The organism is Paraburkholderia nodosa (assembly GCF_001718195.1).
Classification (GTDB): Bacteria; Pseudomonadota; Gammaproteobacteria; order Burkholderiales; family Burkholderiaceae; genus Paraburkholderia; species Paraburkholderia nodosa_A.
Genome location: NZ_MCNV01000038.1, coordinates 1 through 12,274, shown reverse-complemented (window position 1 = coordinate 12,274; position 12,274 = coordinate 1). Strand labels below are relative to the sequence as shown.

Genomic DNA, 12,274 nt, shown 5'->3' with positions numbered 1-12,274 from the left:
CACTAGTCCTTTGCATGAGATGGGATCAACGGACGAAGCTCGAGTTGCGTCGCGTCGGCCGTGGCGGCGCGCGCGTGCAGCCAGGTCGTGTAGCCGAGGCGCTGCTTGCGCCCCAATGCGAGACGCGGCACCTCTGCGCGCCGCAATTGCAGGTTCACGTCCCATTCGAATGGGTCGCGCAGGTATAGACGCACCCAGTCGGCGAGCCGCGCGAGGCTCGTACCGCCCGGCAGGAAGCGCTCGTAATCGCTCAGCGAAAGCGGTCCGAGCACGACGCGGAACTTGTGCTGCCGATCGAACACGCGGCCCCCAAGCATCGTGCCGACACCCATGAGGGCGTTTTCATCGCGCGCACCGAGGTGCGTCAGCGCAGCTTCGGGCAGCTTCATCCAGTGCCCCACGTTCTGCACGACTTCCACTGGCAAGCCAAAAAAGCGCGACAGCACGATCCGCAAACCCGCTGCGTGGCGCGTGGGCCCCGCGAGCAGCCCCGCGAAATGCAGCTTGGCGAAATCGGGGACGCTGTCGCGGTTGCGCAGCGCCGCTTCGTTGAGCCCGAACACGGTGCCCACGTATGCGGAGAATCGATCGTTGTCGTCGCGATCGAGACTGACCACCGGCTGCGCCGTGGCCCACGCGCGATAGAACAGCGAGGCCATGCGGTGATGAAACACGTCGAGAAAGCGCGCGAAAGTCGGATCGCCCGCGTTACGCGCGCGATGACGCACGTATTCGGTCAGATGCGTGGGCATCGGGCCATTCGGGCCAAGCAGACCGAAGAAGTTCAGGGCGAGCTTCGGCGCGGCGTCCTGCTTGCTGGCGAAATGGCGTAACGCAGTCGGAAAGAAGATCAATTCGGGTTCCTGACCGAATCGCACTGCGTCGTCACGCGGGCGCAGCGAAGCGCCCACGCGCGGCAACCCGCTATGCGCACATTCCACCAGCCGCACGGCCTGAAAGAAGTCGAAGCGGTTCGCATCGGCAGAGAAGCGCTCGAATAGCATCACAGCGTCCGGCATTGCCCGCTCCCCGGCGCCCAGCGCATGATTTCACCGCGAGTGGTCGAGGACACGCAGGTTTCGGTAAACGAATTCATCGACACGTATTGCTCGAAAAAGCGCGCGAGCACCGCACCGAACAGAAACGCGCTCGCACCTTCGAAACCGTTCTCGTCGAGCAGCACATCGAGCGCGAGGCCGCGGCCGAACACGATCGGCCCGCGCGACGGCAAGCGGCGCGTGACTGCGCGCGAGCCGATGGAGCGCAGACCTTCGATCTGCCGCGCGGCCGCGCCGTCGCCTTCGGGCGCGTAGAGCGCGAGCAAGTCGCGCATGGCGCGCGCGCCGCTCCCGTCCGCGTCGTCCACGAGCGACGCATAGTTGAGCGACAGGTGACTCAAGAGACGCCACGCCACTGCACCTTGCGCATAGGACGGCAATGGGCGGCTCGGGCCGGCGACACAGCGCACGCCGGATACCGGCGCTTCCAGCTCCAGAGTGAAGTCGGTTTCGCCCCGCCCGAGCGGCATCGTCAGCGTGAGGTCGCGGTTGGTGCACAGCACGCTCACGCCGAGTTGATGCAGATCGCCGGGATACGGCGCTTCGTGCGTATCCACCAGGGCGATCCAGGTTTCGCTGCCCGAATACGACGAACGCGTGCCGCGCTCCTGCTCGCGGGCGGATGGCAGACGTTTCTCGCGCCGCACCTGATAAAACGCCGTGTCGGGTTCGCCTGCGCCCAGATCGCGCATTCGGTAGAACGGCTGAAATTCGATCGGCGCACCGCCGCCCGAGCGATGGCCCGTCACGCTTTGCACGCGATAGACCTCGAAGTCGCGCGGACGCGTGCGGTCCGCCACCACATGATGTTCGAACTGCTCACCCGTCACCGCGATGCGATCGGCGCGGCGCGCAAAGAGATTGATGGCGGGCGTGCAATGCAGCGCGAAGTTTTCGTGGTCGACCCGTTGTTCGAGTGTGGTATCGCCCTTCGAAAGCAGTACCACAAGCTCGATTTCGTCGCTTTCGCAACGAGCGAAATGCGAGCGCAATCCATCGATGCCGATGAACATGAAGCGCTGGGAAAATGCGAAATACTCTTGCAGCAGCCGATAGCCGGGAAACGATTGATCGCTCACGGGCAGCAGGGCTTCTTCGTCGGAGAAGCCGAGCGGGCGCAGCGACGAAGGCGACAGCACGCCACCGGATGTCGCGATGCCAAGCGTCGAGCCGACCAGCAGTTCAAAAAGTTTCGCCGCCGCGCCGTCGCTGCCGCGCAGGTAGATGGGCAGATGATCGATCGTCAGATCGCCGATGGTGCGCTCGCCGAGCGCGCGCAACTTGAGGCGCAAGCCTGCCTTCACGCCGCGCGGCACGGCGGCGACGCCGGGCAGCGCGCCGGTGTGAGTGAAAAGCCGCGCCTCCACCAGTTCGAGCGGAGACAAAGTCAGCGCGTGCGCTGTGCGGAACTCGCAGCGCGTCGCACGTTCGCCGTCGAACCGACCCTGCAGGGCCGTACCGCGCGGCACGGCAACGCCGTCCGCCAGTGCGGGGTGAGTCTTGTCGGGCTGCAGTTGCACGACCGTCATCGCGGGCGTCGGCGCGAGATAGTGCGGATACACCAGTTCGGCGAGATGCTGCGTGAAGCGCGGAAACTCCGCATCGATTTTCATCTGCACGCGCGCGGCCAGAAAGCCGAACCCTTCGAGCAAACGCTCCACATACGGATCGGCGCAGTCGAAACCTTCGAGGCCCAGCCGCCCCGCGATCTTCGGAAACGCCTTGGCGAACTCGCCACCCATCTCGCGAACGTGCTGCAATTCGCGGCTGTAGTACTGGAGGAAGTCGGGGTTCATCTGGGCGTCACCTCTTCGTACACGTTTGCCTTGCCGGCTTCCAGATCGAGTTCCGTGCGCAAATAAAGCCGCTCGGGTACAGGGTGCGCATGGAGATCGCCTTCGACGATGAACGCCAGCGCGTTGTGTGCGATATCCACCCCACCGGACTCAATGGCGCGCACGCGCAGGGTGCCGCGCACGATGCGCGGCTCGAATGCGCCGATCGCCTCGGCAATCAGCCGTTCGATCCGACTGAGCTCCACGTCCGACGCGCTCTTGCCCGCCAGCTCCGCGAAGCCGAAGTTGAGCACCGAGTCGGCCACGCACGGATAGCGCGCGATCTCCTGCGCCGACGCGATGCCCCGCGCATTGAGGAGCCAACCGATATCGCGCATGACGCTCAGGCGCTGCGCGCGCGCCGAGCTGGCGCGATGCTCGCGGACTTCGCTCGTGGCTTCGGGCGCGTGGTCGGTCAGCCGCTCCAGCAGCGAGGGCTGCACGCGCTCCGCGTTTCTCGTGCGCATGATCCGCTTACGCCGTTGCGCTGGCCGGAATGTTCCACTTGCACTCGACTACGCCGCCGAGCGCCGAGCCGGTGGTCGGATCCTGCTGCTGGTAGGTCACGTGGAATTTCTCGAAGTTGAGCGTCACCGTTTCGGTGAAGCGGTCTTCGCCGTCCGATCCGCCTGTCGCGTAGTTCGTGACGAGCACTTTTTCCAGATCGATCGTGTAGTACTCCAACGGTTTGGTGCCGCCCGCCTTGCGCACGGTGAGTTTTCCGGTGGGGAAATGCTTGCCCGTCACGCAGGCGGTCATGATGGCCGGCGTGGCGTGGTCCGTGTACTTGGTGATCGAGAGATCGTGCACATCGACCTTGCCGCCGCCACCGCCCGTGCCGAGGTGCATCGTGCCGGACTGGTCCATGCTCCAGCTCCACGAGAGCACGTCGATTTCGTCCTTGTGAGTCTGATCCAGCGACTCGCCCGTGACCGTGCCAAGTTTCAGAAAAATATCGACTGCCATTTGGATTCCTTATTGATCAGGTTCGTACAAGTTTGAAAAACCGTCGCGGCTCAGGCCGCTTTGGTCGACGGCAGCCGGGAAACGAGCCGCAACGAGACGGTCAGGCCTTCGAGCTGATAATGCGGACGCAGGTAGAACTTCGACGTGTAGTAGCCCGGATTGCCCTCCACTTCCTCGACCACGACTTCCGCCGCCGCGAGCGGCCGGCGCGACTTGGTCTCTTCCGACGAGTTGGCCGGGTCGCCGTCCACGTACTGAAGAATCCAGTCCTGCAACCAACGCTGCATGTCGTCCTTCTCCTTGAAGCTGCCGAGCTTGTCGCGCGCAATGCACTTGAGGTAGTGCGCGAAACGGCTGCAGGCGAACAGATAAGGCAGGCGCGCGGCGAGGTTGGCGTTCGCCGTGGCGTCCGGGTCTTCGTATTCGATCGGCTTGTTGAGCGACTGCGCGCCGATGAATGCCGCAATATCCGAATTCTTCTTGTGGACGAGCGGCATGAAACCGTTCTTCGCCAGTTCGGCTTCGCGGCGGTCGCTGATGGCGATTTCCGTCGGGCACTTCATGTCGACGCCGCCGTCGTCGGTCGGAAACGCGTGGACCGGCAGATCCTCCACCACCCCGCCCGACTCGATGCCGCGAATGCGCGAGCACCATCCCCACGTCTTGAACGAGCGATTGATGTTCACGGCCATCGCGTAGGCCGCATTGGCCCACGCGTATTTCGACGCGTCCGCGCCCGCGGTGTCTTCCTCGAAATCGAATTCGTCCACGGGGCTCGTTTTCGCGCCATAGGGCGTGCGCGCGAGAAAGCGCGGCATGGCGAGGCCGATATAGCGCGAGTCTTCGGAATCGCGCAGCGAGCGCCATGCGGCGTGCTCGGGCGTCTGGAAGATCTTCGTGAGATCGCGCGGATTCGCCAGCTCCTGCCACGAGTCCATCAGCATGACGGCGGGGTCCGCGCCCGCGATGAACGGCGCGTGCGCGGCAGCGGAAATCTTGCCCATCTGCGTGAGGAAATCGACGTCGGGGCCGCTGTTGTCGAAGTAGTAATCGGCCACCAATGCGCCGTAAGGCTCACCGCCGAACTGGCCGTATTCTTCCTCGTAAAGCCGCTTGAAGAGCGGGCTCTGGTCCCACGCCACGCCCTTGTACTTGCGCAGCGAGCGGTGCAGGTCGGCCTTCGAAATGTTCATCACGCGCAGTTTGAGGCTCTCGTCGCTCTCGGTGTTGGTGACGAGATAGTGGAGCCCGCGCCACGCGCTTTCGAGCTGCTGGAACGGCTCTGCATGCAGGATGACGTTGATCTGGGCGCTCAGCTTTTCGTCGATGCGCGCGATCAGCGCTTCGATGGTCGCGAGCGCATCGTCGGACACGCGGTGCGTGTCGAGCAGCGCCTGCTCCGCGAGCGTGCGCACGGCGCTTTCCACCGCTTCGCGCGCTTTCTCCGTGCGCGGGCGGAACGCCTTCTGCAAGAGCTGTTGAAACTCGCCGGATGGGCTCGCCGCGTCGGCTTCCTGCCTTTCCGGCTGCGCGAACGCGGATGGATCGAGTTGAGTGTCTGCCATCTTGGGTCCTTTATTCGGAGTCGGGCTCGCCCTGGGGGTTCGGCGCGGCGGCAAGCGCATTCATCAGCGCAGGGTCTTCGAGCAAGCGGGCGACGAGCTTTTCCGCGTCGGTCTTGCCGTCCATATAGGTCAGCAGGTTCTGCAACTGGCTGCGCGTTTCGAGCAGCCTCGCGAGCGGCTCGACGTTGCGCGCGATCGCGGCGGGCTCGAAGTCGTCCATGCTCGCGAAAGTCATGTCCACGCCGATCTTGCCCTCGCCGGTCAACGTGTTGTCGACCTGCATCGCCACACGCGGCTTCATGGAGCGCAGCCGTTCGTCGAAGTTGTCGATGTCGATCTCCAGAAACTTGCGTTCCGCAACGGGCGGCAGCGCTTCCTGCGGCTGCCCCGAGAGATCGGACAGCACGCCCATCACGAAAGGCAAGTTGACCTTCCTTTCCGAGCCGTACACTTCCACGTCGTACTCGATCTGCACGCGCGGCGCCCGATTGCGCGCAATGAACTTCTGACTGCTCTCCTTGGCCATTTGACCGTTCTCCTGGTTGAACTGCGTTGCAGTGCGGCTTAGATCATTCCGCCGGTATTTCGACGGCGGCGGTACCGACCACCTGGGTAAGTTGCGCGAGTCCTTCCGGCGCGAGGTCCTTCAAAAGATCGACAAAGGACTTCTCGACGAGGCCGCGCGCCCTTTCGAGCAGCAACGGCACCGGGCTCGCAGGTTCGTGTTGCGCGTACCAGGCGCAGATCCGCTGCAGCGTGGCGGCCACGTCGGCGCGGCTGCCGATCGTGCTGGAGGATGCGTTGCCGATGGCGGCTGCTGGCGACGCGACACCGGGCTCGTCCGCTTGATGCATTTGCGCCTCGCCCGGGTGCACGCCCGTCGCGAGCAGCGACGATGCGCGCTCCAGCAACGCCTTCAACGAAGCAAAATCGAGCGATTGGGTAGCGCCTACGCGTTCGGCAAGCGTCGCTTCGATTGCGCGGACGCTGGCGTACGCGGCATCGAACGCCCTCTTCGCGCTGCGCGCGGCATCGGGCGACACGGCGATCGACGCTTCGATTGCCGTGAGGCTAATCATCGTGTGCCCTTCTGGCGCGACGGCTTCGCCATTCGCATACGACCACTCGCGCAGCGTGACCGGAGAACGGCCTTGCAGCAGCGGGCTATCCATGAGACCGGCGAGCACGCCGCCGGCCGCCGTCCACGCGGCAAGCGCGTTGATGCGGGCCGTCGCGTCGTCGCCGTCGCTGGCGTCGAGTTGCGGGTGCACGTGCTCCCAATGGCGCTCCAGCAGCGCGGCGGTCAAGACGAGGCCGTCCGCGAGACCGGTAATGCCCTCGCGAACCCAGCGCGCTCGCGCTAGATGCATCACCACGCGAAGGTCTCGCGTGCGGGCCATCAATGCGGTGCCAAGCGCATCGGCGGCTTCCCAGTCGGGCGCAACGGCGGCCACGAGCGTGTCTCCGTACTCGGCTTCGGGACGTCCGCTGACCGCTTCCTCGAGTTCGCGAAATTGCGCGTCATATTCGAGGTCCGGGCCGCACGGCTGCGCTTGCGTGAGAGGTTCGAGCCACTCGGTCCAGTCCTGATGCGTGATGAATTCGATGGTCATGGCGCTTCGACTGTTTTAAATTCGTATTCCGAATTAATTGCGGTGTCTCTTTCCAGAGAGACCGTTCTATGATCTGTCTTTTTACTTATAAAAGATGTAAGTCGCGATATAGGGCGAGCTACCCGTCTCGTGCTCGACTGTGCACGGCGCGGCCGGCTTCACACCGCCCACCGTCCTGACCCGCTGCACGTAGCGCACGGCTGCGAGCATGCCCGGTGATCCGGCGGAGTGCGCCTCGAGCAGCAGTTGCGGCACGCTGCCGGGCGTCCCGCTGGGTTCCTGCGCGACGACTTTTCCCTCGATGCGGCTGCCATCGTGCGCCTGCCACGACGGGCCGGCCGAATGCTCGATCACCTCGGCGCCGTGTGCGTCGTAGAGCGTGGCGCGCGGCTGCCGGAACACCCAGTCGAGCGTGTGATCCGCACCGTACTCGCAGGCGTAGATCTGCACCCCCGCTGCGGTCGTTTTCAGGAACGGCTGTACGCCCGGCACATCGATCGATTCGACTTGCGCGGAAGCCCCACTCATCATCGAAATCAGCCCAGCCCCAATCGCAATATGCTTCCCGCGTGAGAGGTGAGTCATGGAGAAGCTCCTTTAGCCCAGCGGGTCGATCCAGTTCGATCCGCTCTTCCACAACAGCCCGGCGAGGAGAACTATTCCATTTGTTTTTTGCAGCCTGTCGCCGTGCATGGGAGGGAATATCTGGAAACGTTCAGCTGTTATGGCTGCATCCCGAATTGCACAAAGGTGAGCCATGAAAGCCCGCATGACGATTTCCAATCTTGCTGTGCCCGTCGAGCGGATCAAACCCATTGGCGGACGCTCTTCCACTGCCACTGCCGGTCATCAATTCGACCTGACGTTTCGCGCTGAGGTCAAGGCGCCCATGCTCGGCAAGCTCATGGCCGATGACATCGAATGCCCCCAACTGGAGTGGAACGAGTGCATCGAATGGTTCAGGTTCGACACCGTGACGCAGCAATGGGAGTTCGAAGGCAAAGTCGAGAGAAACATGTATGCGCACAATCGGGAATCGAATACCTTCAGGAATTGGCACAAGTCGCGCTATACGATCGCGACCGATGTGACCAATCATCCGCCCGCTGCGCTCATGGCCATGAAGCGCGAGGAGGATGCAAAGAAGTGGATCGCGCGCAATGGCTTCAGCTGGAATCTCCACATACGGGATGTTCCCCAAATGGGCGTCCTTGGCGGGTCGGGCGGCGGGGGTGGCTTGAGCCTCGTCACCGGAGATACGCGTCGCCGCGTCATCTATTTCGATCTGGGCTTCAAGGGGCAGCGGGAGCGCGCACGGCTAGTACAGATCCTGGAGACAAAGCAGGGTCGGCTCACGATTCATCACCTGATTCGCGGCGACATCGAGAAGAAGACCGTGGATGAACTCTCGAATCTCGAGCGTTGGCGCTTTCAGTTGCGCACGAGTCACGGTTAATGCCCGCGAGGGCTCCGGGTTCTTTCAGGCGTTAGTCTTCCGTGGGAGCAGTGCCGGCTTTCTTGGGGGTGGTGCGGGTAAAAACTGAATACCAGCGGTGTTCATCTTTCGTCTTCCAGTTTTTCGGAGTGGGCACGCCCTTATCGTCTTTGTCCTTCGTGTAGACATCGAGCCACGCCTGCACGAATCCCAGAAGGTGTTTCTCGTACGGACGAGATATCTCGTACACGCCGGCGTTCGGGTCGAAAAAATAGAGCGTGCCTCCCCGGCTCTTGTAAAACGCAACGGCGTGCCCGGGACCACCGGCCTCTTGCTGCAAATCGAGCACGATTGCATTGCCCTTGGGCAACTGCTCCGCGGCTCCGGCAATCGTGGCGTCGTCCGAGCGCTCGGCTACGAAACTCTCCTGGGGGCGGCTTGTGCCAACATTCTGCGCGACATGCTTTACCTTGCGCGTTTTTTCTTCTGGCGTATATCCGCCCGGATCGAGCTCGAGTTCAGCGACCAACCGGTCAGTGGTCTTGTAGCGGTTGTAAGTTTCCTGATTCTTCGCGCCCTCCAGCATGGTCGCTTCGTTGCGCGCCGCGCTCTTTCTGCCGCGTGGTTGCCCGGGTTCCTTGCCGATGAGTTTCCCCAGCGTGGAATCCGTGGGCGGGGAGATGCCGTTGCGAATGCGCGAAAGGGGATTGAGTGGATTCGAAAAATGCTTGACGGCCGAATTGCGCAGGGGACCATCAGGACGAAGCAGCCCGTTCGAGGTCGACAACTTCTCCTTGACCCAATTCAACACGACGCCCATGCACGCCCCGCCATCCATATCTGTCCCGTAGGTCTGCCTGACCTGACGATATGAATCGGCCTGAACGAATTTGTATTCGCGGTGAGCGTGCTTGTTCAGCGCGCTGAAATCCCTTGCCATGTCGAGTCCTTTCGGGCGATTGCCGACAATAGAGCAATGTGAAGCGACCTGTCTTCAATAACAGGTCACTTCCGGGATTATTCCGTGCGGGCGCGCGTGGCGGTACCTTCTGTGCGGCGTCGTGACGGCCAGCCATACTCGGCCGCCTGCCAGGCAAGCAGGCCTGGCAAATAGAACATCAGATCGCGCACGCGTCTTGCGCCCGCGAGCGCAAGGCATGTCGGCGCATCGAACCCCAGCAGTCCGCCAATCACGACGAAGCCGCCCTCCTGCACACCAAGGCCGGCCGGCACGAGAAACGCGATGCTGCTCAGCATCTGGATCAGGGCCTCGATCACGAACGCCTGCACGAAGGTCGCGTCCGTGCCGAGCACGCGCAACGCGATCCAGATTTCGAGCGCGTAACCGAGGCATTGCAGCGTCTGCCAGACGAGCACGTAGCGCACGATCACGCCGGTCTGCCGCCAGATCAGCTTGAGGGATAAATCGACGCGCGCGGACTTGCCCACGAGATCGACGACCTTGCCGCTCGTCACGCGGTTGAGCGTGCGTGCCGCGCGCTCGAACGGCCGAGCGTGCTGCACGAGTGCGAACAGCACGAGCAGCGGGATGAAGCCCGCGAGGCCCCATGCGAGCCGCCCCACGATCCGCGCGGTGTCGGAAGAGGAATGTTCGAGCAGGTAGCCGGCCGCGAGCAACGCAAAGAGCACCTGGCTGATCAGCGTGAGTTGCATGTCGGCGATGAGGCTCGCCACCGCCGTGGCCGGCCGTACGCCCGCACGGCCAAGCAGCCGGAACGAGACGAGTTCCCCGCCCACGCGCGCCACCGGCAGCAAGCCGTTGATCGATTCGCGGATCCACACGAGTTTGAGCATCGTCGCGAACGACGGCCGCTGCGCCGCGCGAATCAGGCTGCGCCAGTCCCATGCATTCGCGCACATCGGCATGATATGCACGGCCGCCGCCAGCACGAGGCCCATGCCCGCCCCGCGCAACAGTTGCAGCACCGCTGCGGGATGCTCGCGCCATACGAGCCACACGGCGATCGCAAGACCGACCAGGGCGGCGATACGTCCCATGTGCTTCATCTGCGGGTGCTCTCTAGTGGATGCTCCCGTCTCATTGTGCCCCCCATCTACTGTGACGCTCAGGTCTCGTGGACTGGCGAAAGCATGCCATTCCTGTCGACGCGAAAGCGCGTGCCGCGCCAAACGACGCCAGACGAACAAAAGCTCGCGACATAGATCGCGAACTGGACCATTTCCCAAAGGGGTAAGCATAACAGTCCGCTGGACTTGTCGCCGGTCGCGCGATCGGTCCGCCAGATCAGCCACGCGCGCGCGCACAGCGCCATGGCGGCCAATACCCACGCGGGCGCCGCGCCGCCGGACAAGGCCACGGCAAGCATGGCGAGCGCGAACGGATGCATCAGCACGGCGCCCAGATGCCCCGAGCGGTCCGCCGCGCGAACAGTGCGGCTCCAGCGCAATTCGTGCGCAAAGAGCTTGGCGAACGTATTCTCCACACACGCGTGCCGCACCAGAATAGGCGGAATGGACACTTCCGCACCGGCGCGGCGCACGGCTTCACCGATCGCATGGTCTTCGGCGAGGTGATGCGCGAATTGCGCCAGACCGCCAATGCGGTCGAGCATTTCACGCGTCATGGCGATGGACTGGCCAAAGCACGGCCGCGCGCGCCCGATGGCGAGCCCCGTGACGACGCCGGGCAGGAAATGATAGTTGGTCAAGGCCGACGCGACGCGCGGCCAGAATCCGGGCGCGCACAGGCCCCGATAAACCGCGCTCACGAGGCCGACGCCCGGTTGCTGCAGTGCCCCGACCACCTGGCGCAGATAGTTCTTGTCGACGAGCACGTCGCTATCGGCGAAGCACAGCACGTCGTGCTCGGCCTGTTCGAGCATGTTCACGAGATTCGCGATCTTGCGGTTGGGACCGTATAGGCGCGAATCGGCGACGACCGTGATGTGCGCATCGGGATAACGTGTGCGTAGCCGCTCGATCGCATTGAGCGCTTCGTCACGCGCGTCGTGAACACCGAACAGATACTGGACTTGTCCAGGATAGTCCTGCTCGAAAAAGCTGGCGAGGTGCTCCTCGAGGTGCCATTCGTCGCCGTGCAGCGGCTTGGCGAGCGTGATGGCCGGGAAGTGCTGCGGCGTCGCCACCTCGCGCGCGAAGAAACGACCGACCAGCGCGCTCGCCGTGCAGGTATAGATAATGCCGACCACGGCGCAAAGACCGCTTAGGACCGCGAGCGATTCGAAGAGCAGGTGCGAAAAGCCGGGCAATTCGGCACGCATGACTTCGATTGCAGCAGAAGCGACCGCAAGCACCGTCACGGCCATCGCAACGATGGCGCCGGTTCGCCCCGTCGCATGCGCGCGGTCCATCATGCCTCGTGTGCGCGCAGGAAGCGGAAGAACTCCACGCCTTCGCGCAGACGCCGCTTCATCATGTCCCAGCTCGTGAGCATCTCGCGCACGATCTCCCAGATCTTCGACGGCCGGAAATAGAACTGGCGATAGAACTGTTCGAGGTGGTGATAGATCTCGTCGCGCGACAGATGTGAATAGCCGATCGCCGCCAGTTGCACGCCTTCCTTGCTCACCAGGTTGATGGTCTTGTTCTCTTCCATCCAGCCGTTTTCCACGGCCTGCTTGTAGAGCGTCGTGCCTGGATAGGGCGCCGCCAGCGACACCTGAATCGTATGCGGATTGATTTCCTTCGCGTACTCGATCGTCTTCTTGATCGTGTCCTGCGTCTCGCCCGGCAGCCCCAGAATGAAGGTGCCGTGCACCTTGATGCCGAGCGTCTTGCAGTCGGCGCTGAAGCGGCGCGC

At 63.4% G+C, this 12,274-nt stretch carries 12 protein-coding genes and 1 pseudogene; 1 reads left to right on the top strand and 12 read right to left on the bottom strand.

The window, feature by feature from the left end:
- Nucleotides 1–2 precede the first annotated feature (2 nt).
- From tssG to BFD71_RS35380, 8 genes are all read right to left on the bottom strand, one after another.
- Nucleotides 3–1,019, bottom strand: a complete 1,017-nt coding sequence (gene tssG, locus BFD71_RS35415) for a type VI secretion system baseplate subunit TssG (protein ID WP_069268867.1) — start codon at nt 1,017–1,019, stop codon at nt 3–5.
- Nucleotides 1,004–2,854 (bottom strand): type VI secretion system baseplate subunit TssF, encoded by a 1,851-nt coding sequence (gene tssF / locus BFD71_RS35410; protein ID WP_069268866.1) that lies wholly within the window; start codon nt 2,852–2,854, stop codon nt 1,004–1,006. The genes tssG and tssF overlap by 16 nt, the downstream gene beginning before the upstream one ends.
- Entirely contained in the window at nt 2,851–3,360 is a 510-nt protein-coding gene (gene tssE / locus BFD71_RS35405) for a type VI secretion system baseplate subunit TssE (RefSeq protein ID WP_069268865.1), read from the bottom strand. The genes tssF and tssE overlap by 4 nt, the downstream gene beginning before the upstream one ends.
- Nucleotides 3,361–3,367: 7 nt before the next feature.
- Nucleotides 3,368–3,859, bottom strand: a complete 492-nt coding sequence (locus BFD71_RS35400; RefSeq protein ID WP_069268864.1) for an Hcp family type VI secretion system effector — start codon at nt 3,857–3,859, stop codon at nt 3,368–3,370.
- 50 nt (nt 3,860–3,909) lie between these two features.
- Entirely contained in the window at nt 3,910–5,424 is a 1,515-nt protein-coding gene (tssC, locus tag BFD71_RS35395) for a type VI secretion system contractile sheath large subunit (protein WP_069268863.1), read from the bottom strand.
- A 10-nt stretch (nt 5,425–5,434) separates the two neighbouring features.
- Nucleotides 5,435–5,950 carry a type VI secretion system contractile sheath small subunit gene (gene tssB, locus BFD71_RS35390; protein WP_069268862.1) on the bottom strand — a complete coding sequence of 172 codons (516 nt, stop codon included), beginning with the start codon at nt 5,948–5,950 and terminating at the stop codon, nt 5,435–5,437.
- 43 nt (nt 5,951–5,993) lie between these two features.
- Nucleotides 5,994–7,037, bottom strand: a complete 1,044-nt coding sequence (gene tssA, locus BFD71_RS35385; protein ID WP_069268861.1) for a type VI secretion system protein TssA — start codon at nt 7,035–7,037, stop codon at nt 5,994–5,996.
- Between the two features lie 81 nt (nt 7,038–7,118).
- Nucleotides 7,119–7,622 (bottom strand): DUF3455 domain-containing protein, encoded by a 504-nt coding sequence (locus BFD71_RS35380; protein ID WP_069268860.1) that lies wholly within the window; start codon nt 7,620–7,622, stop codon nt 7,119–7,121.
- A gap of 184 nt (nt 7,623–7,806) precedes the next feature.
- Here BFD71_RS35380 and BFD71_RS35375 point away from each other — a divergent pair, with 184 nt between their 5' ends.
- Nucleotides 7,807–8,493 carry a hypothetical protein gene (locus tag BFD71_RS35375; protein WP_069268859.1) on the top strand — a complete coding sequence of 229 codons (687 nt, stop codon included), beginning with the start codon at nt 7,807–7,809 and terminating at the stop codon, nt 8,491–8,493.
- 31 nt (nt 8,494–8,524) lie between these two features.
- On the opposite strand, the gene BFD71_RS35370 is transcribed toward BFD71_RS35375, so the two are convergent.
- The 4 genes and pseudogenes from BFD71_RS35370 to BFD71_RS35355 form a co-directional block, all read right to left on the bottom strand.
- On the bottom strand, nt 8,525–9,412 hold the full coding sequence (locus BFD71_RS35370) for a YopT-type cysteine protease domain-containing protein (RefSeq protein WP_141710907.1): 888 nt from the start codon (nt 9,410–9,412) through the stop codon (nt 8,525–8,527).
- A 77-nt stretch (nt 9,413–9,489) separates the two neighbouring features.
- On the bottom strand, nt 9,490–10,500 hold the full coding sequence (locus BFD71_RS35365; protein ID WP_069268857.1) for a lysylphosphatidylglycerol synthase domain-containing protein: 1,011 nt from the start codon (nt 10,498–10,500) through the stop codon (nt 9,490–9,492).
- A 59-nt stretch (nt 10,501–10,559) separates the two neighbouring features.
- On the bottom strand, nt 10,560–11,825 hold the full coding sequence (gene hpnI, locus BFD71_RS35360) for a bacteriohopanetetrol glucosamine biosynthesis glycosyltransferase HpnI (RefSeq protein WP_083245651.1): 1,266 nt from the start codon (nt 11,823–11,825) through the stop codon (nt 10,560–10,562).
- A pseudogene (locus BFD71_RS35355) lies at nt 11,825–12,274 on the bottom strand (hopanoid biosynthesis associated radical SAM protein HpnJ); the annotation flags it as partial. The pseudogene BFD71_RS35355 and the gene hpnI, both read right to left, overlap by 1 nt.